This is a genomic window from Hydrogenophaga palleronii (assembly GCF_031457455.1).
GTDB classification, from domain to species: domain Bacteria; phylum Pseudomonadota; class Gammaproteobacteria; order Burkholderiales; family Burkholderiaceae_C; genus Hydrogenophaga; species Hydrogenophaga palleronii_A.
The window spans coordinates 133,692-159,314 of record NZ_JAVDWU010000008.1 but is presented as its reverse complement, the minus strand read 5'-3'; the positions used below and the strand labels follow the sequence as shown (position 1 = coordinate 159,314).

Below are 25,623 nucleotides of genomic sequence, written 5' to 3'. Positions count from 1 at the left end.
AGGGCCTGTCCGATTCTGGGCGCTGCCAACCGTGGAACCTCCCGCCAACCAACCGTTGCTGACACCGGAGCATCTCGCCATGATCGAGCGCGGGGTGTCGGTGATCGTCAGCAGTTGCGATGCGGCCCTCACGCCCAGCGTCATGCGTGCGGTCGGCAGCCAGATCAGCCAGGACGGATGCCACATCACCGTCTATGTCTGCCGAAGCCAGTCTGCACAGCTGCTGCGAGACGTAGCACAAAGCGCCCGGCTGGCTGCCGTGTTCAGCCAGCCCAGCACCCACCGCACCGTGCAGCTCAAGACCCGCACCGCCCGGCTGCGCGAAGCCACCGAAGACGACGAGCCGGCCCTGCAACACTATCTGCAGGGCATGGAGCGCGAGCTCACCAGCATCGGCTTTGCCTCCGTGTATGCGCGCGCCATGCTGGCCTACCGGCTGGACGACGTCGTGGTCATCGAGTTCGTGCCCGAGCTGGCCTTTGACCAGACGCCAGGCCCCAGAGCAGGCCAGCCCATCACAGGAATCACATGACGACCCTTCCCCCGCTGCCTCTGGTGGATCTGGGCGAGGTACGGCCCTGCCTGGAAGGCGCCATTCCGGCCATGATGGCCACCTGCGCGGCCGACGGCACACCCAACGTGGCCTACATCTCGCAGGTGTACTACGTGGACGAGGGCCATGTGTCGCTGTCGTTCCAGTTCTTCAACAAGACGCGGCAGAACCTGCTGGCCAACCCGCGCTCCACCCTGCTGCTGCTCAACCCGCTCAACGCGGTGTTCTATCGGCTGCACCTGCGCTACCTGCGCACCGAAGAATCAGGTCCGGTGTTCGAGAGCATGAAGGCGCAACTGGCCGGTATTGCTTCTCACACCGGTATGGCCGACGTGTTCCGACTGCGTGGGTCGGACATCCACGAGGTGATTGAAGTCGAGCGCCTGCCGCAGGAGCCATTGCCAGAGGCCCTCCCCGCGCCGCCCCTCAGACCCAACTTCCTTGCCGTGCTGCGCCGCGGCAGCTTGCGCCTATCGGCTGCTCGCAGCCTGGGCGCGGCACTGGAAGCCACGCTGGACACGCTGGAGCAGGATCTCGCCATACGCCATGCCATGGTGCTGATTCTGGACACCACCACGCAGCGTCTCTACACCGTGGCAAGCCGGGGCTACGAGACTTCGGGCGTGGGCTCGGAAATCGCCCTGGGCGACGGCGTGATCGGTGTGGCGGCGCGCGAATGCACACCCGTGCGCATCATGCACATGACCAGCGCCTACCTTTACAGCTGCGCCATGCGCAACAGCCTGGGCGACGCGCACCCGCAAAGCACCGACATCCCCTATCCCGGCCTACCCGAACCGCACAGCCAGCTAGCCGTTCCCCTGCAATCGGCGGGGCGGGTGGTGGGCGTGCTGTTCGTCGAGAGCCCGCTGGACATGCAGTTCAGCTTCGAGGACGAAGACCTGCTGATGGCGCTGGGGGGTCAGCTGGGCGCAGCCATCGACCTGATGCACGAGGCAGAAACGCCTTGTACCGATGGCGACATCGAAACACCGGCAGTCGGGGCACCCCCGGTGATGGCAGGCCCGCCGTTGCGGGTGCGCCGCTACCGCAGCAACGACAGCGTGTTCATCAACAACGCCTACCTGATCAAGGGCGTGGCCGGCGCCATCCTCTGGAAGCTGCTGCGCGACGGCCAACAGGGTCGTCACGACTTCACCAACCGCGAACTGCGGCTGGACAGCTCACTGCGCCTTCCCGACGTGGCCGACAACCTCGAAGCCCGCTTGCTGCTGCTGCACCGGCGACTGGCCGAGCAGTGCCCGCAGTTGCGCATCCACAAGACCGGGCGCGGCTGCTTCCGCTTTGAAGCGAGCGGCCCCGTCCAGCTGGAAGAGGTAGCCGCTTAGGCCACCAGACCGGGCTCGGGCTGCAGACCCAGGCCGCGCGCAAGCTTGGCCCAGTCCTGCGGGTTGAGCAGCCCCTTGGTGCCCGTCAACATGCCTTCGAACACGGGCGCCGGTGCGCCAGCGCGCATACCCTGCATCACACCCAGTCGCTCGGGCGCGTTCAGCTGCGGCAGCATCCAGCGCATCACCAGCATCATCTCAGCCGGCGGTATCGTGGCCAGCAGGGCGTCGTGGAAGCCGATCAGTTCGGCGTCGCTGTAGGCGGCCCAGAGCGCGGAGTTGTGCACCGTCTCTTCGGCGTGCATGTGCTGGAAGTTGTCAGCCACGAAAAGGGCCAGCGCCAGATACAGCGCCTGCAGGGCCGGTTCACGCTCAATGGCTTCCAGCGCAAGCAAGGCTTGGGCGGCATCACGCAGATGGGCGATGTGGCGCAGATGCTGTTCATGCTCCTGTGCCACCGGCTGAGCAACGCCGGGGCAGCGCGCTTCAAGCGCAGGATGAACAAAGTTGTTCTCGTGAGCGACATGGCTGGCGCACAGCGCCACGAGCTCCTCCACCTGGGCAGCGGCGTGGCTCACATCGGCATCATCCGTCGGGTCGGCACGCCCAACCGCGATCAGTGTGTCGACCATGAAGGCGCGCAATGCCTTGTGGATACCTGCGTACATATTGAAACGACCCGTACCGGTGCGGGCGGCAGCGGCCACCTGGGCCATTTCGATTGCGTGGGATTGCATGTGGATTCCTTTGACGGGCGGAGCCCGCTTTGACTGTGATGACCGCAGCACCCCATGTGCTGCGAATCATGGAAATCAAGTCTAGGAATCCGGCGCAAGACGCGCTGCTAAATAGCGCTTAAAGGAATCGTAAAAAAATCTTAAGCGAAAGATTGCATCCGCTCTCTTACTCAATTCCGCGCACCCGGCCGCGCAGCAAATCGCGCCGTGATCCGGTGCGGTCAAAGTGACAGGGTCTCAGACAGGTGCCTGAAGACGGCGGATACCCGGCGCAGATGCCGCGACTCGGGGTGTGTCAGCAGCCACAGCTCGGTCTGGCCGTCGTCCAGGATGTCACTCAGCTGGATCAGATCGGTGCGCGACTGAGCGAGAAAGACAGGCAATACGCCCACGCCCAGCCCGGCCGCCACCAGCTCCATGACCGTGAGAATGCTGCTGACGCGATACCGCGGCGACGCCTTGGGAAAGTGCCGCTTGCGCCAGATCACGGACGGGTGCTCCGGCAGCGCGTCGTCTGGCGCGATCCACTCGGCTTTGCCCGCCACCACGTCCTGGTAGCGACGCACCTTGCCTTTCTTCGCGGCGAACAGCGCCACCCGGATGGGGCCGACATGTTTGCCCACCAGGTGTGGGGGCGGACGCCGGGTCGCACGCACCGCGATGTCGGCATCGCGACGGGTCAGACTGGCGAGTTCGTTGCCGGCATGCAGCTCAAAGGACAGCAAGGGGTGCGTGGATTGAAGCGCCTTGAGTGATGGGGCGATCAGGCCGTGCAGGATGGTGTCGGTGCTGGTGATGCGAACCAGCCCCGAGATGCGCTCCGGCGCGGACTGCACCAGCGACCGCGCCAGCTCCAGCTGGCCCTCCAGCTGCTCCGCATGCTCCCCGAGCGATTGCGCCAGTTCAGACGCGGCGTAGCCCGCCCGAGAACGCTCGAACAAGCGCTGCCCCAGACCCCGCTCGATGCGCCGGATCGCGCGGAACACGGTGGAGGCGTCCACACCCAGCCGTTCTCCGGCGCCTGCCAGGTGCCCAGACCGGATCAGCGCCAGCACCACGGCCAGGTCGTCGGCGCTGAGTTCGTATTGCAATTTTGCATTCACTGTTTGCACATTGGCCTATTTTCATTGCATTCACGCAATCCTACATTCATGACTCTTCCCACCAAATACGGAGATGCCATGACAGCCCCCAAACTGCTTCTGATCAGCCACGTCCTGTGCCCCTATGTGCAGCGTGCGGCCATCGTCTTGAGTGAAAAGGGGGTACCCCATGAGCGAAAAGACGTGGATCTGGCCAACAAACCGCAATGGTTTCTCGACCACTCTCCCTTGGGCAAGACACCGGTGCTCCTGGTGGACGACGAACCGATATTCGAGTCCGCCGTGATCTGTGAATACCTGGAAGACACGGTGCTGCCCAGGCTCCACCCCATGGCACCACTGGAACGCGCCAGGCACCGCGCGTGGATGGCTTTCGGGTCGTCGCTGCTCGACACCATTGGCGGCTTCTACAACGCCAAGGACTCAGAAAAACTGGCGATGCAGGCAGCACAGATTCGCTCTCGCCTGGAGCAGTTGGAAGCGACCCTGGGTGAGGGTCCGTTCTTCGGTGGCCCTGCCTTTGGCTTGGTGGACGCCACATTCGGTCCGGTCTTCCGGTACTTCGACGTGTTCGATGACATGGTGGATTTCCGCTTCTTTGAGGGCCTGCCCAATGTCAGCGCCTGGCGCGCCGCCCTGGCGCTTCGCCCATCGGTGCGCGACGCCGTGCAGCCTCGGTATCCTGTGCTGTTGCGAGACTTCCTGCTCGCGCGCGGGTCGGAGCTGGCGAGGATCGCCACCCCCCTGCCAAGCCACCCCGGTCTGGCCACACCACCCGAGATGGACTCGCCTACTCCAGTCCCGAGACCCGGCCACGCTGCTGTTTGACCTGCGAGCGGGTGGTTTTGCCCTCCAGCCGGCGCTGCTTCGAACCGAAGGTGGGCTTGGTGGGTTTGCGTGCCTTGGGCAAGGTGGCCACGCTGTCCACCAGCGCCTGCAACCGCTCCAGTGCCTCGGCCTTGTTCTGTTCCAGGCTGCGGCTGGTCTGGGCCTTGATCACGACCACGCCTTCGGTGGTGATGCGATGGTCGCTCAAGGCCAGCAGGCGCTCCTTGATCACCTCGGGCAAGCTGGAAGCGTGCACGGCGAAGCGCAGGTGCACCGCATTGGACACCTTGTTCACGTTTTGACCGCCCGCTCCCTGGGCGCGAATGGCGGTGAAGGCCACCTCGTTCGGATCGACTCGCGCAGACATGCGCTCAGTGTGCCACGCGGGTCAGAGCCTCTCAGCCTCTCAGCCTCTCAAGCCAGCGGATCGCCCTTTGCGACCATTTCGCCCCACTCCTCCATGGTGATCAGGCCGCCCACCAGGTCGGCCTTGTCCTGGTCACGCTTGGGCAGCACTTCCTGGATGGCATCGATCCGCTTCCACCCAGGAATGGGCTGCTCGCCAGTCGCCGTGTCGGGCACATACCGGGAGCCTTCAAGACGTTGCATCCTGGGGATGTAGCGCGGGCAGTTGGTGATGAGGGCGGTGATATCCACCTTGACAGCCAACTGTGCCCCGGGCCACAGACCCACAATGGCCGGATCGTCCGTCAGGTGAGCATCCCCTTGCACGCGCAAACGGCTCGGTGTGACAAAGTCCATGAACAACAAGCCCACGTGCGAAGTCGACGCGATGTTCCCCATGGAGAAGAACATGCCATTGCCGTCGAAGCAGGGAAACAGGAGCGTGGTGTCGTCGGGCATTCTCACGAACCCCTTTGCGCCGCCTTTGAAGCTGACAGTGGGCGATCCTTCTGGGTCCACCGATGCCAGCCAGAACATCTCTGCCGCGCCAATGAAGGCACGATCAGCAGGTGAAAGGCTGCTGTGCACGATCACCTGAAGTTCAGCTGCGGCGAGCGCCGTTGTATCAAAGCGCTGCTGAAGCTCAAGGGCCTTCTCTGTGTAAGCAAAGCTCGTCATTTCTGAGGCCTCAGGAAACCAGGGATGGCACGGCGGGCTCGCCCATGCCGTCGTCAGCGACCGCCATGCCCGGCATCACATTCGCCACCACGCGATCCCCCGGGGTCTTGTTCAGCAGCAAACGCGTGACGTCCGGGCGTGAATAGTGTCCCGCCGGATCGGCCACCGACTTGGACAATGAGATCATTCCCAGGTCGATGTCGGCCACCACCAGCCCCTCTTCCTTCTCGGGCAGGGGCGTGCCCAGCGAAGCGCCATCGGGGCCGTAAATGCGGGCAAAACCTCCGCCTTCCAACAGCAACTGGCGCTGCAGGTCATCGGTACACAGCATCTCGTGCATTTCCCGGGACACCGTGGCGGTGGGCGCCAGCACGAAGCAGCTTCCTTCCGTGGCGTAGATCTGGCTGGCCGCGTTGTTCACTTCAGCGCTCAGCGCATGGGCCGCCCCGCGATAGAGCGAGAAACTCGGCCAGGCCGCAATGTGGATTTGCTCGTTCTGCGCGTACATCGCGTACTTGCTCAACGGCTGCAGATGCTCCCAGCAACACAGCATGCCAACGTTGCCGATGGGTGTTTCCATCACGGCCAGATCGGTGCCATCGCCCTCACCGAAAACGGTGCGCTCCACATGCGTGGGCTTGAGCTTGCGGCGGGTCTTGACCACGTTGCCTTGGTCGTCGATGAGCGCCTGCCCCATGTAAAGGCTGCCTCCGGATTTTTCGCTGTAGCCCATCGACATCCAGATGCGCAGATCACGTGCCGCTGTCGTAAGGCGTTTGAAGTCGGCTGAGCCGAGCACGAGCGAGTTGTCGCTGTAGCGCTGAACATATTGCATGCCCAGTGCGGGCGAATTCAGCCAGATCCACCACGGGTAGCCGGGAATCCAGGTCTCGGGGAAAGCGATCAGCTTCACGCCTTGTTCGGCGGCTTCTTTGGCCAAGCGGATCGACTTGTCTATCGTGGCGTCGATGTCAAGAAAGACGGGGGCGGCTTGAACCGCGGCGACGCGCAACTTGGGATGGATGAGGGCTGGCATTTCGGGGATCTCCTGGTCAATGCAAAAGAGGAAAGCCGATGTTCCAACTGGCCTGGGACGCCGTCTTGCCTTGGATTGACGCGCTTGTTGCTTCAGCTTCTCATGGCCTTGAAGGCTTGTTGCCATCTGGGTTCGCGCGCAGAATCTGCGAAAAAGGACGCCGCGCATGACCCTTCTGCTGAACACCGATACCGTGCCGCCACGCGAACGCCTGGCGTACTGGACCGACATGATCTGCAACACCTACGTGCAACTGGAGTGCGACGCCATCTCTTGCGATCGCTTCACCGGGTCCATCGACAGCCGCAGCATGCCCGGGTTGGACCTCTCCGTGGTCAATTCGGGAGCGCAGAGGGTGTTGCGCACACGACACCAGATTGCCAGGGCCAATGACGACTATTTTCTCGTCAGCATCCAGACGCGTGGCCAAGGGGTATTGCGGCAGGACGGCCGGGACGCACTGCTGAACCCGGGCGACTTTGCGCTGTACGACAGCACCCGTGCCTACGAACTGCACTTTGAAGGCGACTTCCAGCAGATCGTACTGAAGCTGCCAGGGGAGCCGTTGCGCAGTGCGGTGCGCGATACAGAGAAACTCACAGCGACGACGGTCTCCGGGCGCGCTGGTGCGGGCCACCTCATGATCGGCATGATCAAGACACTGTGGGAAGACGTTGACGCCCTGGAGCCGGCGTCTGCCGTGGCTGTGGCTGGCGGTGTGCTCAACATCCTGGTGGCAGGGTTGCAGACACTGCCTGCAAGCAAATCCAGGGGCGTTTCATCGCTGACCAGCTACCACCTCACGCGCATCAAACGCGAGATCGATGCCAGGTTGCGCAACCCGGCGCTGTTGGTGGGCGATGTGGCTCAGGACCTTGGTATTTCCGTTGGGCACATTCACCGGCTGTTCCGGCAAGAGGCCACCACGCCCGCGCAATACATCTGGTCGCGCCGACTCGACATGTGCAGCCGCGACCTGGTGGATCCTCACCGGGCCGGACACTCGATCAGCGAAATCGCCTTCAGTTGGGGCTTCAACGACGCTGCGCACTTCAGCCGTTCGTTTCGTGAGCGCTTCGGCGTTTCACCCCGTGAGTGGAGGCACCGCTCATTGCCAAACTGATGGGGCGTGGCAGAACAAGCGCCCTTGACAGGCCAAGGAACCAGACAGCATCAGTCACTCGTGCCAGCCGGTTTTCTCCAGAGCAGCATCAGCGCCAGCAGGGCCGATGCGATCATGAGGAACAGGCTGATGGCGTTGAGCACCGGCGTGGCGCCTTCGCGCATGCGGCCGTACATGAGCACGGTCAGCGGCGGGTCGGAGCCCACCAGCATCAGCGTGGTGTTGAAGTTCTCGAACGACATCAGAAAGGCCATGGCGGCGGCGCCGATCATGCTCGGGCGCAGGTACGGCAGCGTGATGGTCCACAGCACGGCGAGCCGGCTGGCGCCGAGGTTGTAGGCGGCTTCTTCCAGCGTGCGATCGAAGCGGCGCAGACTGGCCGATATGGTGAGCGTGGCGATGGTGACGATGTAGCAGAACTGCCCCAGGATCACCAGCGGCAAACCGGGCCGAAGGAAGTCGAGCTCCAGGCCCCAGGTTTCGTCGGCGAAGTTGGCGATGCGACTGGCAAAGGCCAGGATGGAGATGCCCAGGATCACGCCCGGGATCACCAGCGGCAGCATGGTCAGCAATGCAATCGCGTTCTTGCCGGGAAACTCAAACCGCTCCAGCAGGAAGGCATTGCAGGTGCCCACACCCACCGAGAGCACCGTGACCCACAGGGCCACCCAGGCGCTGGTGCCCAGGCTGCGCATGAGTTCGCCGTCAGCCAGCAGGCCGGTGCGCGTGTCGCTGTCGGCCGCGAACCAGTCCAGCGTGAAGCCCATCCACGGCGGCGTGGGGTAGGCCGCGTCGTTGAACGCGAACACCGCTACGACCAGCAGCGGCACGAACAGGAACACAAAAAACCCGGCCACGAAGGCACCCAGGCCGAAGCGCTGTGAGGCGGGACGAGGCAGGCTGGGGATCATGTCTTCATGACCGCGCCAAAGCGCTGGCCGGTCAATTTCAGACCCGTCCAGACAAGAAGACTGGACAAGAACAACAAGAGAAAACCAAACGCCGCGCCCTGGTTCCAGTTGAAGCGGGTGATGAACTGGGTGTAGATCTGCTCGGTGAACCACAGCGAGTTCTTGCCGCCCAGCAGCGTGGGCGTGAGGTAGTTGCCCAGGCAGAGCATGAAGACGACAATGCAGCCGGCGGCGATGCCGGGCGCGGCGTGCGGGATGACGATGCGACGCACGATGTTGGCGGTGCTGCCGCCCAGGTCGTAAGCGGCTTCGATCAGGCTGTCGTCCAGGCTTTCCAGGCTGTTGACCAGCGGGATCACCATGAACAGCAGCGAGGCGTACACCAGGCCCACAAGGATGGTCGCGTCGCGGTAGAGCAATTCCACCGGCTGGTCGGCCAGGCCCACAGCCTGCAGCACGCTGGAGACCACACCGGTCTCCCGCAGCAGGATCAGCCAGCCCAGGGTTCGCACCATTTCGCTGACCCAGAACGGCAACAGGCACAACACCAACAGCACGGTCTTGGCCCGGCCTTGCGCCACCTTGGCGATGTACCAGGCGGCCGGAAAGGCCAGCAGCAGCGTGAGCACCGTGGCCAGCACCGACAGCGTGGCGGTGCGCACGAAGGTGTTCCAGTACAGCGGTTCGTCCACAAAGGTGCGGTACTGTTCCAGGCTGAAACCGTATTCGCCCGGCCCGGTGCGCGCCTGCAGAGAGAGCAGCAGCAGCTCCACGTGCGGCAGGATGACCAACCCCAGCAACCACAGCAACGCAGGCGCGAGCAGCACCCACAGGAAGAAACGGCGGTGGGTCGACTCGCTCACGATCGGATCAGGCCTGAAAACACCAGGCCTGCGACGGCTGGTAGGCAAAGTGCACTGTTTCGCCAGTCTGCAGATCGGCCAGCCGGCCCGTGAGCGGCAAGGCAATGTGCAAGGGCGCACCAGACGTTGCTTCGTTCACTTGCACGGTGGAGTTGCCGCCGTCGAACAATACGCTGTGCACCGTGGCGCTGAACGCCGGGTCGCCTGGCGGGAGTTCGCTGGCCTGACGACCAATTTCAATCGCTTCAGGCCGCACAAACAGCACGGCCGTCTGGCCCACGTCCAGTGCCCCCACGCGCTGTGACCACAGCCCCAGACCCTGCGCCGTGCGCATCAGCACCTGCTCGCCGTTGCGCGTTTCCACGCGGCCTTCGAACCGGTTGTTGTTGCCCACAAAGCCCGCCACAAAGGCGGTGGCTGGCTGGTAATAGAGCTGCTGCGGGCTGCCCACCTGCTCAAAGCGGCCGTGGTTCATCACGGCCACCTGGTCGGACATGACGAGTGCTTCGGACTGGTCGTGCGTGATGTAGACGAAGGTGGTGCCGACCTCGGCCTGCAACTGCTTGAGCTCCACCTTCATGTGCTCGCGCAACTTGAGATCAAGCGCACCCAGCGGTTCATCGAGCAACAGCAAGGCAGGCTCCAGCACCAGCGAACGCGCAATCGCCACGCGCTGCTTCTGCCCGCCGGAGAGCTGGTCGATGCGTTTGCCTTCGCTGCCGGGCAGGCCCACACGCTGCAGCATGTCGGTCACCTTCGCCTTGGCGGCGGCGCTCTTGATGCCGCGCCGCTCCAGGCCGTAGGCGATGTTCTCGCCCACGCTCATCATGGGAAACAATGCCAGGTGCTGGAACACCATGTTGACCGGGCGCCGGTTGGGCGCCACGCCCAGCATGGATTGGCCTTTGATGCGCAGGTCGCCGCCGTCGGGGGCAATGAAGCCCGCGATCATGCGCAGCAGCGTGGTCTTGCCGCAGCCCGAGGGGCCGAGGATGGAAAAGAACGAACCTCGGCGAACGCTGAAACTGAGGTCCTGCACCGCCACAAACGCCGCAAAGCCCTTGTGCAGGGACAGCACCTCCAGATCGTGTTCGCCGGCTCCAGCAGGTGCGGCGGGTAGTGGGTTCGGCACCGCAGCCGCTTACTTGGCGGCCTTCACGCGGTCGAGCACGCGACCTTCAATGTCTTCAATGCCGGCGGGCACGGCCGGGTACCACTTGATGTTGTTCAAGGCGGCTTCAGGGAAGCTGTCGGCGAACTGCTTCTTCAGGCCTTCGTCCATCATCTGGTCTGCCCCTTTGGATGCGGTGAAGTTGCCGGCAGCGCTCGCCACCTTGGCGGCAATTTCCGGGCGCATGTTGAAGTTGATCCAGGCATAGGCGGCGGCGTCGTTGCGGCCCTTGGCGGGAATGGCGAAGGTGTCGACCCAGCCCAGTGCACCGGACTTCGGCGCGATGAACTTCACGTCGGGGTTGGCCTTGTTGAGCTCCCAGCCGCCGGTGTCCCACATCATGGCGGTGGTCAGTTCACCGGAACGGATGCCGGCGAGCAACTGGTCCTTGCCGTCCCAGTAGAACTTCACGTTTTTCTTGCAGTCGGCCAGCTTCTTGCCCATTTCGTCCATCAGGGCGCCATAGGCCTTGGGATCGTTGTACAGCGCAAACGGGTCTTTGCCCGAAGCAAAGGCCATGGCGATCAGCGTGGGGCGCTTCAGGCGCATGCTGACCTTGCCGGCGTTTTCGGCGACGCACAGATCGGCGTAGTCGGTGGCTTTGGACGTCTTGGTGTTGACCACCAGCCCGTCGGTGCCCCAGATGTGCGGCACGCCATACACAGCACCGCCCACGGTGGTGTTCTTCTTGGTGGCTTCGAGCATGGAAGGGATGAACAGATCGGCCTTGATCTTGCTCATGTCCATGGGTTTGTAGATCTTGAATTCGGTCTGTGGGCCAGCGATGCGGTCCTGGCTGGGCTGGGCCAGGTCAAAGCCGGCACCGGCGGTGGCGCGCAGCTTGGAGATCATTTCTTCGTTGTTGGAGGTGGTGACCTCGACCTTGAAGCCGGTTTCCTTGGTGAACTGCTCGATCACGTCCTTGGGTGCGTAGCCGCCCCAGGTCAGCAGGCGCAGCGTCTTGTTGTCTTGCGCGTGGGCGGCACCTGCGGCAACCACCAGGGTGGCAAGGACAATTCGGGTCAGGGAACGCTTCATGGGGAAACTCACTTTCAGCAGTGTGTGACAGGACATGGAACCAGAGGATGGAAGCAGAGAAGGCCCGGCGGGCCTTGCATCTGGGCGGGGTCGGCGCTTCAGGAGCGCAGAATCCCGGAAAGCCCAGAATAAGTCAAGTGAATGACGTTTTGATGACGCTCCAAGCTGGCGTGCCCGCGATCCGGGGGCCGGCACAGGCCACTGGGATAATCAGGCCATGTCCGAGTCCCGTCTGCCCACTCCCCACTACCTGATCGACAAGTCCCGCCTGCTGCCCAATCTGGAGAAGATGGCCTGGCTGCGCGAGACCTCCGGCGCCAAGTCCCTGCTGGCGCTCAAGTGTTTCGCCATCTGGTCGGTGTTCGACTTCATGGCCGAGTACATGGACGGCACCACCAGTTCTTCCCTGTACGAGGTGCGCCTGGGCCGCGAGAAATTTCCCGGCGAAACGCACGCCTATTCGGTAGCCTGGGCCGATCACGAGATCGATGAAGTGGTGGGCCACTGCGACAAGATCATCTTCAACACCCTGGGGCAGTTGCAACGCTTCGACGCCGCCTCGCGCGCCAAGGTGCGCGGCCTGCGCGTGAACCCGGGCGTGAGCTCGTCCAGCTTCGACCTGGCCGACCCGGCGCGGCCTTTTTCTCGTCTGGGTGAACACGACCCGGTGGCCATTGAGCGCGCGCTGGGTGAGATCGGTGACATCAGCGGCTTCATGTTCCACAACAACTGCGAGAACGGCAGACTCGAGCGCTTCGGCGAGATGCTGGACCACATCGAGCAGCGCTTCGGCCACCTGATCCGCCGCATGGACTGGATCAGCCTGGGCGGCGGCATTGCCTTCACCCACCCGGACTACCCGCTGGCCGCGTTCGCCGAACGCCTCAAACGCTTTGCCGGCGAATACGGCGTGCAGGTGTACCTGGAGCCGGGCGAGGCTGCGGTGGCGAACTCCACCACACTGGAAGTGACGGTGCTCGACACCCTGCACAACGGGAAGGACCTGGCCATTGTGGACAGCTCCATCGAAGCCCACATGCTGGACCTGCTGGTCTACCGCTACAGCGGTCGCATCGAGCCCAACCAGGGGCCGCACGAATGGATGGTCTGTGGCAAGTCCTGCCTGGCGGGTGACATCGTGGGCGAATTCCGTTTCGATCAACCGCTGGAGGTGGGCGACCGTCTGTCCATCGAAGACGCCGCCGCGTACACCATGGTCAAGAAGAACTGGTTCAACGGCGTGAAGATGCCCGCCATTGCGGTGCGCGAACTCGATGGCCAGGTGCGCCTGGTGCGCGACTTCGGCTATCAAGACTTCGCTTCCGCCTTGTCCTGAGGCCTCCCCAAACGACCCGACCCGCCATGGGTGCGGGTGGGTCCGTTTTTCTTCAACCCACCTCCGACGAAAAGGAATTCGACGACATGAAGCGCAATGTGCTCATCATCGGCGCCGGTGGCGTGGCTCAAGTGGCGGCGCACAAGTGCGCACAGAACAACGACGCGCTGGGCGACATCCACATCGCCTCGCGCACGATCGCAAAATGCGAGGCCATCATCGCCAGCGTGCACGCCAAGGGCAGCCTGAAACAGCCCGGCGTGCTGCAGGCCCACACCATCGACGCGATGGACACACCAGCGGTGGCCGAGCTGATCCGCCGCACCGGCGCAAAGATCGTCATCAACCTGGGCAGTGCCTTCGTCAACATGTCGGTGCTGGAGGCCTGCATTGCCACCGGCGCGGCCTACATGGACACGGCCATCCACGAAGACCCGCTCAAGATCTGCGAGCAGCCACCCTGGTACGCCAACCACGAATGGAAGCGGCGCGAACAATGCAAGGCAGCCGGCGTGACCGCTGTGCTGGGTGTGGGCTTTGACCCCGGCGTGGTCAACGCCTACGCGCGCCTGGCCGAAGACCGCTTCCTGGACACCATCCGCAGCATCGACATCATCGACATCAACGCCGGCCGCCACGACCGCTGGTTCGCCACCAACTTCGACCCCGAGGTCAACTTCCGCGAGTTCACCGGCACCGTGCTGTCGTGGCAGAACGGGCAATGGACGCCCAACAAAATGTTCGAAGTCAGCCAGACCTGGGACCTGCCGGTGGTGGGCCCGCAAAGGGCCTACCTGACCGGTCACGACGAACTGCACTCCCTGGCCAGCCGCTACCCGCAGGCCGACCTGCGCTTCTGGATGGGCTTTGGCGAGCACTACATCAACGTCTTCACCGTGCTCAACAACCTGGGCCTGCTGTCAGAGCAGCCGATCAAGACAGCGGAGGGACTGGAAGTGGTGCCGCTGAAAGTCGTCAAAGCCGTGCTGCCCGACCCGGCCAGCCTGGCACCGAGCTACACCGGCAAGACCTGCATCGGCGACTGGGTCAAAGGCACCAAGGACGGCAAGGATGCCGAGGTCTTCATCTACAACGTGGCTGACCACGCTTCAGCCTTTGCCGAAGTCGGCAGCCAGGGCATCTCTTACACCGCAGGCGTGCCGCCCGTGGCCGCGGCCCTGTTGATTGCGGACGGGACCTGGGATACGCGCACCATGGTCAATGTGGAAGACCTGGACCCGGTGCCCTTTTTGCGATTGATGGACCGCATGGGCTTGCCGACGCGGGTGCGGGATGCCCAGGGTGACCGGCCGTGGGACGAGGTGACAGGGGTGTAATTTCCGCCTGCGCAACTTTTGAAGTCATCAGCTGGTAAACGCCCACGCTGGGTCTTCAGCACAAGACAATCGTTCGTTATGACGGACCGTTCTGCAGCGATTGCGGACTCTCGCTGTTCCCATGTCCGCGATAGAAGTAGCTTGGAGTCTGACACTTGAGCGCAGAGGCTCTGCCGAACTATTGATACAACGTGGTCACAGAATATTGCTTGGAACTGCTCATCCGTTCACATCTGGAGGCAATGCAATAGGCTGCTGATGATTTAGCGGGCTGGGGAAAGCGAATGCGATCAGGACTGCTCGAGAATGCCAAGAGTACCCAACCGAGCACATCAACATGAGCCCACTGATCAGCATCCCCGTTTCCTCAGTAGTCGCACTCACGCCCGAACGAGCTGTGGAGCTGATGACGCGAATCTTGATGGCCGAGTCAGCCTACGCCAAAGTCAGTCCGGCAGTAGTGACGATTTCTAACAGGTTGTCCGTAGCGGACGGAGGCATTGACGCCGAAGTCGACGTAGCGCCGGATGCACTCATTCCCACAGACTGCTTCTTTGCTCCTGGTTTGACTGGATTTCAGTTGAAATCTGGGGCCTCCTTCAAGCCCTGGACCGATAGCTCGATTCGCGACGAATTGATCAACAGCACAGGGAAAATGTTCCCGGAGGTAGCGCGGCTAACTCAAAGAAGAGGTCGCTACGTCGTCGTATGCACGGGACATGACTTGACTCCTCAGCAACGGAATGACGCCTGCGAGCGAATTGTCGACGTACTTGCATCCGTAGGCGTACCGGACTACAGCAGTCTGGTCGATGTTCTAGGTGCAAGCCAGCTCTCAATGTTTGCGGAGCGTTATCCGGGTATCGCAGCGCTGCTTACGTTTGAAGCCATCCACGAGGCTTGGGTATTTGAAGAATGGGATCGAGATGCGCACATGGCCAATTCCTTTCGGCCATCGCCGGAACAAGCCGATCTCATCTCGCAGATTCAAGCAGGCATCGAAGGCGACGCCAAGCACATTCGTGTGCTTGGAGAACCAGGTTTGGGGAAGACACGTATGGCCCTTGAGGCACTGCGAGCGCCGCATATCGCTCCCTCAGTGCTCTACCTGTGTCACGGTTCCAAGTTCGGCCAGACGGCACTGTTCAGGCAACTGCTGCGGACAGGTTGGACAAAGCCACTCGTGCTAGTACTTGACGATCTCTCTGAACCCGAGATGTCCGACCTATGGCGACACTTGAAGACGCGCTGCGGTGCAATGAAGCTGGTGACGCTCGATCATGGTCACGATGAAGGTCACGACGGCGACATCCTCCGTCTCAAGGCCCCCCACCTTCCCAACGAGACGATCAAGTGCATCCTCGCGAGTCGGGTCGGAGAATCAAGGGAGCTTGATCGATGGGTCCCTATCTGTGAAGGGTCGCCACGTGTAGCACATGCAGTTGCCGAAAATCTTTATGCAAACCCGGCTGATTTGCTGCGACCGCCTGCTACGGTCCCTCTATGGACCCGGTTCTTGCATGGATACGGCGTACAGGAGGACGCAGCGTCCAGACAGGTCGACTGTGTTGCGCACCACCTAGCCTTGTTCAGCCGGTTCGGATTTGAAGACCCTGTGTCCGACGAGGCTGCCTACATCTCGCGATTGATTGAAAAGGTTGATCCGACGATCGGCTGGGCCCGCTTCCAGGAGATTGTTCAGAGTCTCAGGGCTCGGCGCGTCCTGCAGGGGAGTCGAACGCTGTTCTTCGTACCCAAGGCGCTTCACATCTATCTTTGGAAGCAGTTCTGGACTCGCTATGGACGTGGTTTCGACTTCGTTTCGACCTTCGAAACCATGCCTGAATCTCTTCACGCTTGGTTTCTGAACAAGTTCAGGTTTGCTGGCGACAAGGAGGCGGCATTTGTAGTCGAAGAGATTCTCAAGCCTGATGGCGTCTTTTCAAGACGCGACATGCTGACCTCGGCCACCGGTTCGCGATTTCTCTCGACCCTCGCTGAGGCAAACCCAGCTGCAGTCTTGCGCCTTCTTGAGAACACGATTGGCAAATGGTCGGACGCCGAACTCCTAGAGTTTCAAAGTGATCGTCAGAACATCGTCTGGGCACTCGAAAAAATTGCTGTCTGGCCCCAGCTGATCGTGCGAGCCTTGAATGTCCTAGCTCGGCTGGCTGTCAATGAGAATGGCGAATTTTCTAACAACTCGACGGGCACACTGTTGAGTTTGTTTCGCATTGGCCCAGAAGCTGCCGCTACTGAAGCGAGTCCCGAGCAAAGGCTGCCCGCGTTACTTAAACTGCTCAGAGGCACGACTGATGCAGAACGTTTGCTTGGACTGAAGGCGCTGACCTCGGCATTAGACAGTCATGGCGTTGGATTTCGAATTGTGGGGCCGGAGTACCAAGGGCTAAAGGAGCGAGCGCATCTGTGGATCCCCGCGACTTACGGCGACTGGTGGCAGGCACATTTCTTGTACTTCCGAACCCTGATAGATGAGACCACCTCGTGGCCTTTGCCACTGCGACCGCACGTCTGCTCAGCACTGCTCGACGCTGTCGAAAATCAAATCCGCACACCGCCGTGCACTGAGCTTGCATTCCAGGTCCTAGAGAAGCTGGCCTCAGACAGCGCCATCTCTCCCAGCAAGCTGAACCGGTTCTTTTGGAACTCACTTGAGTCCCGTGAGGATGAGCAGCACCGTGAGTTGGCGGTTCGCCTCAACCGTCTTGCCCGTCGGTATGCGCGCCGCGACCTAGCCAGTCGATTCCAGAGATACGTCCTCGATGTTGACTCGCTTGAATGGGAAGAAGAGTATCGTGATCGGCACAACAAGCCACCTTCGCATGCGAAGGCATTGGTCGCAGCACTTGCGCGGCGAATAGCCTCGAATCCTGATCGCCTCAACGAGATTTCGCACCTTCTGGCTCCGCATGGCTACGCGCCAGCGATTTGGTATTTTGGCGAGCAATTGGCGGCAAGCGATGTAGCTGAAGCCCTGCTCCCTTTGCTTACGAGCATCACTCTGAAGTCTACACACGGCGCTTGTCTACATGGCTATTTGGCAGGTGTAAGAGCTAGATCCTTGAAGCGATTCGAATCATGGTTGATGGATATGTTGGCAAGTGTCGAGACGGCAGGTCTAGGGGTGGACATGGCCCTCCGACTGCCTTATTGCGAGGGAGCCTTCAACGGCTGTCTCGACGCACTTGAGGCGGGTTGGGTTGAACCAGCATTGTTTGGCACTTTGCAGTACGGCAGGGCGTTGGATTCAGTCCCGACAGCACAGGTGGAACGACTGATTTGTTTGATTTATGCGCGAGCAACCCTAGAGGCTATGTGGTTGCTAATCGGCCTGCTTGATTCTCGTGAACCTGATCAGCCGCTCCCTTGCGGTTCCGACTTTGTGTTCGCCGTCGTGAAAAAGACGATTCCTAGGTCCCAGCACTCGTGGCAATCCTCCGCGTTCCATTGGAAGCGAGTTTGCTCAAGACTGATTAAGTCAGATATGGCACTTGCCGCCCCCCTGCTCGACGCGATCCTGACGGCCATGGGCGAGGTATACGAACTGAGCTATGACCACAACATCGAGGAGGTGAGCAGGAGCTTGATCAGCACCGATCCCGAAAGTGCTTGGCAGGTCATCGCGAGGCAATTTGAAGCAACCTTGCCTAAATGGAGAAGTGACTTATACGGCTGGTTGAAGGGCGGATTTCTCTCGTTTGGCGAGGGAGCACAGCGAGGCCCCATCGCGGATTTGCCCGAGAGCAGCATATTGAACTGGATCGAGTCCGACCCAGGCGAACGAGCTGCCCTTGTCGCCCATGCCGCGCCACCCACGCTCGACGACGATCGCGGTGGTGGCCTGACGCGGCAGTTGTTGACGCGGTATTGGCACATCGAAGGCGTTCGCTCAGGGATCAGTGCCTCGTTCCATTCAGGTTCATGGACCGGCCCTACTAGTCAATATCTAAAGCGCAAGCGAGACACTCTGCGACGGTGGCTCACCTGTGGATTCGCTTTCGAGGTAGCCCAATGGATTGAACTTGAAATCGAACGGATTGACCGGGACATTCAACGAGAAGAGATCAACGAAGAACGTGATCGATTTGAGTGATGTCCCGTTGGGAATGATAGTGCCGCGCGTGAATTTTGATCGGGATTGCACGGATTCCAAGGTCATCTGTGGAGTGGACGAAACCTCTTGGCAAGGTAGGCCGACGACCGCTCCCAGCCTTCAACCGACCTTGTTCGTGAATGAGTGAATTGGTACGCCCCCTGCCAGATGCCAGCCCGGCTGGGATAATCCCACCCCATGGCGAACAAACAGCGTGTGGTGGTGGGGTTGAGCGGGGGCGTGGACTCTGCGGTGAGTGCTTATCTGCTCAAGCAGCAGGGGTACGAGGTCATCGGCATCTTCATGAAGAACTGGGAGGACGACGACAACAGCGAATACTGCTCGTCGAACATCGACTTCGTGGACGCCGCCAGCGTGGCCGATGTGATCGGCATCGAGATCGAACACGTGAACTTCGCGGCCGAGTACAAGGACCGGGTGTTTGCCGAGTTTCTGCGTGAGTACCAGGCCGGGCGCACGCCCAACCCGGACATTCTGTGCAACGCCGAGATCAAGTTCAAGGCGTTCCTGGACCACGCCATGCGTCTGGGGGCAGAGAAGATCGCCACCGGTCACTACGCCCGGGTGCGCGAGCGCAACGGCGAGTTCGAACTGCTCAAGGGCCTGGACCCGCTGAAAGACCAGAGCTATTTCCTGCACCGGCTGAACCAGGCACAGCTGAGCAAGACGCTGTTTCCCGTGGGCGAACTGCCCAAGACCGAGGTGCGCCGCATCGCCGCCGAGATCGGCCTGCCCAACGCGAAGAAGAAGGACAGCACCGGCATCTGCTTCATCGGCGAGCGGCCCTTCCGGGACTTCCTGAACCGCTACATCAGCAAGGAACCCGGCCCGATCAAGGAGCCCAACGGGCGCACCATCGGCCAGCACGTGGGACTGAGCTTCTACACCCTGGGGCAGCGCCAGGGGCTGGGCATTGGGGGCATCCGTGCCAAGGGCGCGCAAAAGGGCGGCAATGAGCACGAGCCCTGGTTTGTCGCGCGCAAGGACATGGAGAAGAACACCTTGTGGGTGGTGCAGGGCCACGATCACCCGTGGCTGCTGTCGCCTTCGCTGAAGGCGCAGGACGTGAGCTGGGTGGCTGGTGTGCCCCCCGCAGCCGGTGCGCTGGCGGCCAAGACGCGTTACCGACAGGCCGATGCGCCCTGCGCCTTTGAGGCTGTGGGGGATGCCGGCTTTGCCTTGAACTTCAGCGAACCACAGTGGGCCGTGACGCCTGGGCAGAGCGCTGTGCTGTATGACGGCGAGGTGTGCCTGGGTGGCGGAGTTATCAAGTGAGACACCCCCCTGCGCCGCTTCGTGGCTTCCCCCCTCTCTGGCGCGCCTGCGGCGCTGGGAGGGGGGACGCACCCTGTGGCCCGGCGAAGCCGGTTCCACGGGTGCTCTGGAACGAGGCATCGCCCACCAGAGCACTTGGCTTTGTCGCGGTGTAATCGCGGCAGTCCGCATCTGAACCTGATTTGAAAACACCCTTCAGCGCCCATCTGCACGACTGGTTCCCGGTGTTGCGCTGGGCGCGGGGCTATGGCCGCGAGTCCTTCACGGGCGATCTCACGGCGGCGGCCATCGTCACCTTGCTGCTGATCCCGCAGAGCCTGGCCTATGCGCTGTTGGCGGGCATGCCGGCGGTCACGGGGCTGTACGCCAGCATGTTGCCGCTGGTGGTGTATGCGCTCATGGGCAGCAGCCATGTGCTGGCGGTGGGTCCGGCGGCTTTGCGGTCCATCATGTCGGCGGCGGCTTTGGGGGCGGTGGTGGCTGTGGGAGGCGCCAGCTTTGTGGCGGCCAGTGCGGTGCTGGCTTTGCTGGTGGGCGCCCTGTTGCTTTTCATGGGCGCGCTGCGCATGGGTTTTGTCTCGGGCTTTCTGAGTCACCCGGTGCTCTCGGGCTTCATCTCGGCTTCCGGCATTTTGATCATCGGCAGCCAGTTGCAGCATCTGCTGGGCCTGCCGCTGCAGGGCCACGACGTGGTGACCCTGCTCACCCAGGTGGCGAACCAATGGTCTGCCGTGCATGGGCTGACGCTGGTCGTCAGCATGGTGGCCATGCTCGCGTTGCTGGGCATCCGTTTTCACCTCAAGCGCCTGCTGATGGCGGTGGGCCTGGCCGCGCCGCAGGCTGATTTGTTGACCAAAGCCGCGCCCTTGCTCCTGCTGATACTGAGCATCGTGCTGACCACCTGGCTGGGCTGGGACCAGCAGGGCCTGGCGGTGGTGGGCTTCATCCCGAGCGGCTTGCCCACGCTGGACCTGAGCCCGCTGGCGACCGACTGGTGGCCCCTGGTGAAGGCCTTGTTCCTGCCGGCGTTGCTGATCAGCCTGGTGTCGTTCGTGGAGTCGGTGTCGGTGGCGCAGACTTTTGCGTCGCGTCGCCGCGAACGCGTCGACCCGAACGCCGAAATGCGCAGCCTGGGTGCAGCCAATTTCGCCGCGGGCTTGACGGGCGGCTTCTCCATCGGCGCCAGCTTCTCGCGCACCGTGGTGGCGGCCGATGGCGGCGGGCGCACCGCCGCCTGGGGCATCTACACCGCTCTGATGCTGGCCGCCACCGCCCTGTTCTTCACGCCCTATCTGCGCAACCTGCCGCTGGCGGTGCTGGCGGCCACCATCGTGGTGGCCGTCTACAGCCTGGTGGATGTGCCCTCGTTCAAACGCGTGTGGCGCTACTCCAAGGTGGATTTCACCGCGCAGGCGCTGACCTTTGCAGTCACGCTGCTCATCGATCTGGTGACCGGCCTGGTGGTGGGTGTGCTGGTGTCACTGGTGTTGCATCTGTGGCGCAGCAGCCGGCCCCACATTGCCACCGTGGGCCGGGTGCCAGGAACCGAGCACTACCGCAACGTGCACCGCCACGAAGTGGAAACGCACCCGGAAATTTTGGGTCTGCGGGTGGACGAAAGCCTGTATTTTGCGAACGCGCGCTTTCTGGAGGACCAGGTGGCGGCGCTGGTGGCGCTGAACCCTGCCGTGAAGCACGTGGTGCTGCAGTGCACCGCGGTGAACGACATCGACGCCAGCGCACTGGAAAGCCTGGGCACCATCGTGCAGCGCCTCAGGGACGCCGGCGTGCAATTGCACTTGAGCGAAGTCAAGGGCCCGGTGATGGACCGGCTCAAGCGAAGCGACTTTCTGGACCATCTGACCGGCCAGGTGTTTTTCACGCACCACCAGGCGGTCACGGCACTGACCGCGCCCGCCACTCCGCCCGAGGGCTGAGCCGCCATACAAAGGCGTCAATCCGGCCGGTGCAGCTTGTCGTGGATGCGCTTGGTGGTGCGCCACACCGCCCAAAGCACCAGCGGAATCAGCGCACCCGCGGCCATTTCCGGGTGAATGGGCAGGCCGGCCGCCTTGCCGGCCTTGGCGCCGTACAGCAGCAGGCTGATCACGTAGTAAGAAATCGCCGCGATGGACAGGCCTTCCACCGTGCTCTGCAGGCGCAGCTGCATTTCCTGCCCACGTGTGAGTTTTTCCAGCAGTTGCTGGTTCTGCGCTTCGGTGACGATGTCGACCCGGGTGCGCAGCAGGGCACTGGCGCGGGACACCCGCTCGGACAATGAAGCCAGGCGCTGCGCCGTGGCCGCCACGGTGGCCATGGCGGGTGACAGCCGGCGCTGCATGAATTCGCCGATGGTCTGTGTGCCAGGGATGGGCTTTTCACGCAGTTCGGCGATGCGCTGGCTCACCAGCTTGTCGTAGGCGCGGGTGGCGGAGAAGCGGTACACGTTCTCTGCCGTGGCGCGCTCCACGCGCGCGGCCAGCGCCACCAGTTGGTCCAGCAGTTGCTGTTCGGACGTGGATTTGTTCTCCAGCTGGGCGGTGATCACCGACAGCTGGGTTTCGGCCTCGGCCAGCATGGGCGCCAGCGCCTTGACCACCGGCAGGCCGCGCAAGGCCATGAGCCGGTAGGTCTCCACTTCAAACAGCCGCTGCGAAATGCGTCCGGCGCGCGTCTCGGTGGTGTCGGGCGGCGTGATGACCAGCATGCGCTCGAAGCCCGAGGGGTTGAGGCGGAAGTCCGTCAAGGCCCAGGAATGCCCGCCGCCCAGCTGAGACGCCACCACGGTGCGCCCGCCAAACCAGTGCTGTGCCTGCGCCATCAGTGCCGCCTGAGCCTGCGGCGTCTGTTCGGGCAGCTCAGCCTGCAACATGACCATCTTGATGGCGGCCACCGTTCGGCCGGGAATGTCGCGCATCCAGCCAGGCGGCGTGACCAGCGCACTGAGCAGTTCGGGTTCACTGGTGCCCAGCCCGGCGCCTTCCGGCAAGGGCTGCACGATGGAGTAGCGGGTGAATTCGCTGTGCCGCTCCCACTTCAGCGTGTGGTCGCCAAAGCGCAGGCGCACGAAGTTGCCCTGCATTTGCGCCAGCGGCAGGTCTTCCTGACCGGGCAGGCGGCGCAGGTGCTCACACTCCTGCTCGCGGCTCACGCCTTCGTTGAGCACCGCCACAAAGACAATGAGCACCGGCAGCCGGATGCGCGCAGAGGGCCGGGCGTGCACTTCGTTGTGCAGCTCTTCGCGCAGGGGATCGTTGGGCGGCAGGATGTCGGCGAAACGGGTGGCGGGGGCTGAGAGATCGATGGGTGGGTTCATGGTCTGGCACCAGCAGTCAGCAACCCGCTAGTGTGCTGTCCCGGAAATAGTTGCATGAAATGAAACCGATGGATTCGCGCCCAGGGCAAGGCGCAAGCCGCAGCGATAGCCTGTGCTATCGCGAGGATTTGCAACGCAGCCATGGGTGTGAAGACACGGTTTCATATGCAAGTTATTTGCGGGACAGCACACTAGGTGGGTGGGGGATCGGCGGCAAAGCCTTCTGCCGAATGTATGCGAAGCGCGAGCCCCCTCACCGCACGCATCCGCCCCATGGCACGCCCGCAGGCTCCGGCCAGACGAAAAAAAGCCCGCGGCGCGGGCGCCACGGGCTTCTGTCTGGTCTGATGCGGCGAGCGGGCCTGTCAGGGCCGTTCTCTTCAAAAAGGAATGTCGTCGTCCATGTCGTCAAAGCCGCTGGACTGGCGCGCGGGCGCCGGAGCAGGCGCCTGACGGGGTGCGGGTGCCGCCTGGCGGGGTGCTGCGGCCGGGCGCGAATAACCGCCACCACCGCCTTCTTCGCCGCCACCGCCGCCGCCCATGCCTTCACGGCCGCCAAGCAACTGCAGTTCGGTGGCGATGATGTCGACGGTGTTTTTCTCTACGCCGGTGGCCTTGTCAACGTAGGTGCCGTACTTCAGGCGTCCTTCCACGTAGATGGGACGGCCCTTCTTCACGTACTCGCCGGCGATCTCGGCCAGCCGGTCGTAAAAAGTGATGCGGTGCCACTGGGTGTCTTCGATCATCTCACCGCTGTTCTTGTCCTTGCGACGGCTGGAGGTGGCCACGCTAACGTTGGCCACGGCCTGGCCTGAGGGCAGGTAACGGATTTCGGGGTCGCGGCCGCAGTTGCCGACGAGGATGACTTTGTTGACGGATGCCATGGTGATGTCCTAAGAGAGAAACCGGTGAGCGGCAAGTGGGTGCGCTGTGCCGCAAACGATCGGACATTGTGCCGCAAGTCCAACAATTGCCCGCTTCCGCCCGGCGGCCACGTCAAGGCGGGTTCGTTAAGGCCCTACACTGACGGACCATGAAAGGCGAACCGGATTTCCTGCAGAACCTGCGCGACGAGATGGGCGGAGGGCGCCAGTGGCTGGACCGGGTCATCGTCATCACCTACGCCGTGTTCGCTGGTCTGGCCGTGGTGGGCTTCACCCTGCTGGCCGATGCCGCCATCGAGCTGTACCAGGGCCTGCGCAGCAGCGCCTGGTGGGCACCCTTGATCTGGACTCCCGCCGTCACCGCCCTGGTGGTGTGGCTGGTGCGTCGCTGGGCGCCGGGCGCCGCCGGCTCGGGCGTGCCCCAGCTGCTGACGGCGCTGGCGCCTGAAACCCCCATCAGCGAGCGCTCACGTTTCATTTCGCTCAGGTTGAGCGCGGCCAAGGTTCTTGCCGTCTCGGGTGGCTTGCTGGCGGGCCTGTCGATCGGCCGGCAAGGCCCTTCGGTGCAGGTGGCGGCCGGGGTCATGCTGCACGCGCGGCGCTGGCTGTCGCCGCGATCGGGCATCAGCGACCGCGAGTTGCTGGTGGCTGGCGGCGCAGCCGGAATTGCCGCTGCTTTCAACACCCCGCTGGGCGGCATCGTGTTCGCCATTGAAGAGCTTTCGCGCCGACTGCTGGAGCGCAGCAGCGGTCTAATGCTGGCGGCCATCGTGATCGCCGGTCTGGTCGCCGTGTCGGCGTTCGGCAACCTGTCGTACTTCGGGCGCGTGCGGGCTGAGGGTGTATCGTGGTGGAACCTGCTGGTGCCCGGTTCCATCGTGGCGCTCGGATGCGGCTTGTTGGGCGGTCTGCTCTCGCGGCTGATGCTGGCTTCGTTCACCGGCCTGCCTGATCGTTTCTGCGCCTATCGCCGCAAGCGACCCGTCATGTTTGCGGCGATCTGCGGCTTCGTGGTGGCGGTGATCGTGGTAATCAGCGGGGGCGCGGTCGCAGGCGTGGGTCATCAGCACACACACGTACTGCTGGATCTGGCCTCCGCCAGCGGCAGCATGCCGGCGCAACAACCGCTGCTGTTCACAGCGCTGAAATTCATTGCGTCGTGGCTGTCGGCCTGGGCCGGGGTGCCGGGCGGCATCTTCGGCCCCAGCCTGTCGCTTGGCGCCGGGCTGGGTGCTGACGTGGCCTGGCTGCTCAATTCGCCCCACGGCCCCGCGCTGATCGCCCTGGGCATGTGCGGCTTTCTGGCGGCGGTGACGCAGACCCCCATCACCGCCATGATCATCGTGATGGAAATGACCGATGGCCACAGCATGGTGCTCAGCCTGATGGCATGCGCACTGATGGCCAGCCTGGTCTCGCGCATGATCAGCCGCCCGCTCTACAGCACCATGTCGGTACTGATGATGCGCTCGATGGCGGGTTCGCCGGCGCCCACGCCACCCGCAGACCGATAGGTCGGGTAGATCAACCCACCCTGAGGGGTGA

The 25,623-nt window shown here is 62.8% G+C and carries 21 protein-coding genes; 10 read left to right on the top strand and 11 right to left on the bottom strand.

Features of this window, described 5'->3' with window-relative positions:
• Nucleotides 1–31: 31 nt before the first annotated feature.
• Together J2W49_RS18315 and J2W49_RS18310 are read left to right on the top strand one after the other, a co-directional pair.
• Complete coding sequence (locus J2W49_RS18315) at nucleotides 32–532, top strand: pyridoxamine 5'-phosphate oxidase family protein (RefSeq protein ID WP_310319598.1); 501 nt, start codon at nucleotides 32–34, stop codon at nucleotides 530–532.
• On the top strand, nucleotides 529–1,902 hold the full coding sequence (locus tag J2W49_RS18310; protein ID WP_310319595.1) for a GAF domain-containing protein: 1,374 nt from the start codon (nucleotides 529–531) through the stop codon (nucleotides 1,900–1,902). The genes J2W49_RS18315 and J2W49_RS18310 overlap by 4 nt, the downstream gene beginning before the upstream one ends.
• On the opposite strand, the gene J2W49_RS18305 is transcribed toward J2W49_RS18310, so the two are convergent.
• On the bottom strand, nucleotides 1,899–2,639 hold the full coding sequence (locus tag J2W49_RS18305) for a hemerythrin domain-containing protein (RefSeq protein WP_310319592.1): 741 nt from the start codon (nucleotides 2,637–2,639) through the stop codon (nucleotides 1,899–1,901). The genes J2W49_RS18310 and J2W49_RS18305 overlap by 4 nt on opposite strands.
• A gap of 221 nt (nucleotides 2,640–2,860) precedes the next feature.
• Nucleotides 2,861–3,742, bottom strand: a complete 882-nt coding sequence (locus J2W49_RS18300; protein ID WP_310319589.1) for a LysR family transcriptional regulator — start codon at nucleotides 3,740–3,742, stop codon at nucleotides 2,861–2,863.
• A 78-nt stretch (nucleotides 3,743–3,820) separates the two neighbouring features.
• On the opposite strand from J2W49_RS18300, the gene J2W49_RS18295 reads away from it, so the two are divergent.
• A complete protein-coding gene (locus tag J2W49_RS18295) occupies nucleotides 3,821–4,570 on the top strand; it encodes a glutathione S-transferase family protein (RefSeq protein WP_310319586.1) in 750 nt (249 codons plus the stop codon).
• Here the strand turns inward: J2W49_RS18295 and arfB are convergent.
• From arfB to J2W49_RS18280, 3 genes are read right to left on the bottom strand one after another with little or no spacing between them, the layout of a single operon-like run.
• Nucleotides 4,533–4,937 carry an alternative ribosome rescue aminoacyl-tRNA hydrolase ArfB gene (arfB, locus tag J2W49_RS18290; RefSeq protein WP_310319583.1) on the bottom strand — a complete coding sequence of 135 codons (405 nt, stop codon included), beginning with the start codon at nucleotides 4,935–4,937 and terminating at the stop codon, nucleotides 4,533–4,535. The two genes, J2W49_RS18295 and arfB, sit on opposite strands and share 38 nt — an antisense overlap.
• Nucleotides 4,938–4,984: 47 nt before the next feature.
• Nucleotides 4,985–5,653, bottom strand: a complete 669-nt coding sequence (locus tag J2W49_RS18285) for a pyridoxamine 5'-phosphate oxidase family protein (RefSeq protein WP_310319579.1) — start codon at nucleotides 5,651–5,653, stop codon at nucleotides 4,985–4,987.
• Nucleotides 5,654–5,663: 10 nt separating this feature from the next.
• Nucleotides 5,664–6,689 carry a carbon-nitrogen hydrolase family protein gene (locus J2W49_RS18280; protein WP_310319576.1) on the bottom strand — a complete coding sequence of 342 codons (1,026 nt, stop codon included), beginning with the start codon at nucleotides 6,687–6,689 and terminating at the stop codon, nucleotides 5,664–5,666.
• A 166-nt stretch (nucleotides 6,690–6,855) separates the two neighbouring features.
• On the opposite strand from J2W49_RS18280, the gene feaR reads away from it, so the two are divergent.
• Nucleotides 6,856–7,812: a transcriptional regulator FeaR gene (feaR, locus tag J2W49_RS18275; protein WP_310319574.1), complete on the top strand. Its 957-nt coding sequence runs from the start codon at nucleotides 6,856–6,858 to the stop codon at nucleotides 7,810–7,812.
• 50 nt (nucleotides 7,813–7,862) lie between these two features.
• On the opposite strand, the gene J2W49_RS18270 is transcribed toward feaR, so the two are convergent.
• From J2W49_RS18270 to J2W49_RS18255, 4 genes are read right to left on the bottom strand one after another with little or no spacing between them, the layout of a single operon-like run.
• Nucleotides 7,863–8,723 (bottom strand): ABC transporter permease, encoded by an 861-nt coding sequence (locus J2W49_RS18270; RefSeq protein ID WP_310319571.1) that lies wholly within the window; start codon nucleotides 8,721–8,723, stop codon nucleotides 7,863–7,865.
• Nucleotides 8,720–9,586 (bottom strand): ABC transporter permease, encoded by an 867-nt coding sequence (locus J2W49_RS18265; protein ID WP_310319569.1) that lies wholly within the window; start codon nucleotides 9,584–9,586, stop codon nucleotides 8,720–8,722. The genes J2W49_RS18270 and J2W49_RS18265 overlap by 4 nt, the downstream gene beginning before the upstream one ends.
• A 7-nt stretch (nucleotides 9,587–9,593) precedes the next feature.
• Entirely contained in the window at nucleotides 9,594–10,718 is a 1,125-nt protein-coding gene (locus tag J2W49_RS18260) for an ABC transporter ATP-binding protein (RefSeq protein WP_310319566.1), read from the bottom strand.
• A gap of 9 nt (nucleotides 10,719–10,727) precedes the next feature.
• Nucleotides 10,728–11,795, bottom strand: coding sequence for an extracellular solute-binding protein (locus tag J2W49_RS18255; RefSeq protein ID WP_310319563.1), 1,068 nt, complete (start codon nucleotides 11,793–11,795; stop codon nucleotides 10,728–10,730).
• A gap of 217 nt (nucleotides 11,796–12,012) precedes the next feature.
• Between J2W49_RS18255 and J2W49_RS18250 the strand changes: the two genes are divergently transcribed.
• From J2W49_RS18250 to J2W49_RS18230, 5 genes are all read left to right on the top strand, one after another.
• Entirely contained in the window at nucleotides 12,013–13,131 is a 1,119-nt protein-coding gene (locus tag J2W49_RS18250) for a carboxynorspermidine decarboxylase (protein ID WP_310319560.1), read from the top strand.
• Nucleotides 13,132–13,217: 86 nt separating this feature from the next.
• Nucleotides 13,218–14,468 carry a saccharopine dehydrogenase family protein gene (locus J2W49_RS18245; protein ID WP_310319557.1) on the top strand — a complete coding sequence of 417 codons (1,251 nt, stop codon included), beginning with the start codon at nucleotides 13,218–13,220 and terminating at the stop codon, nucleotides 14,466–14,468.
• A 337-nt stretch (nucleotides 14,469–14,805) separates the two neighbouring features.
• On the top strand, nucleotides 14,806–18,582 hold the full coding sequence (locus J2W49_RS18240; protein WP_310319554.1) for a hypothetical protein: 3,777 nt from the start codon (nucleotides 14,806–14,808) through the stop codon (nucleotides 18,580–18,582).
• Between the two features lie 198 nt (nucleotides 18,583–18,780).
• The gene (gene mnmA / locus J2W49_RS18235) at nucleotides 18,781–19,878 is read left to right on the top strand and encodes a tRNA 2-thiouridine(34) synthase MnmA (protein WP_310319551.1); all 1,098 of its coding nucleotides are present in this window, start codon (nucleotides 18,781–18,783) and stop codon (nucleotides 19,876–19,878) included.
• 182 nt (nucleotides 19,879–20,060) lie between these two features.
• A complete protein-coding gene (locus J2W49_RS18230) occupies nucleotides 20,061–21,815 on the top strand; it encodes a SulP family inorganic anion transporter (RefSeq protein ID WP_310319549.1) in 1,755 nt (584 codons plus the stop codon).
• Between the two features lie 17 nt (nucleotides 21,816–21,832).
• Here J2W49_RS18230 and J2W49_RS18225 read toward each other — a convergent pair whose 3' ends face one another.
• Complete coding sequence (locus tag J2W49_RS18225; RefSeq protein ID WP_310319546.1) at nucleotides 21,833–23,194, bottom strand: DUF3422 family protein; 1,362 nt, start codon at nucleotides 23,192–23,194, stop codon at nucleotides 21,833–21,835.
• Nucleotides 23,195–23,574: 380 nt separating this feature from the next.
• Nucleotides 23,575–24,078 (bottom strand): single-stranded DNA-binding protein, encoded by a 504-nt coding sequence (gene ssb, locus J2W49_RS18220; RefSeq protein WP_310319543.1) that lies wholly within the window; start codon nucleotides 24,076–24,078, stop codon nucleotides 23,575–23,577.
• A gap of 149 nt (nucleotides 24,079–24,227) precedes the next feature.
• On the opposite strand from ssb, the gene J2W49_RS18215 reads away from it, so the two are divergent.
• Nucleotides 24,228–25,592: a chloride channel protein gene (locus tag J2W49_RS18215; RefSeq protein ID WP_310319540.1), complete on the top strand. Its 1,365-nt coding sequence runs from the start codon at nucleotides 24,228–24,230 to the stop codon at nucleotides 25,590–25,592.
• The last annotated feature ends 31 nt before the right edge of the window (nucleotides 25,593–25,623 follow it).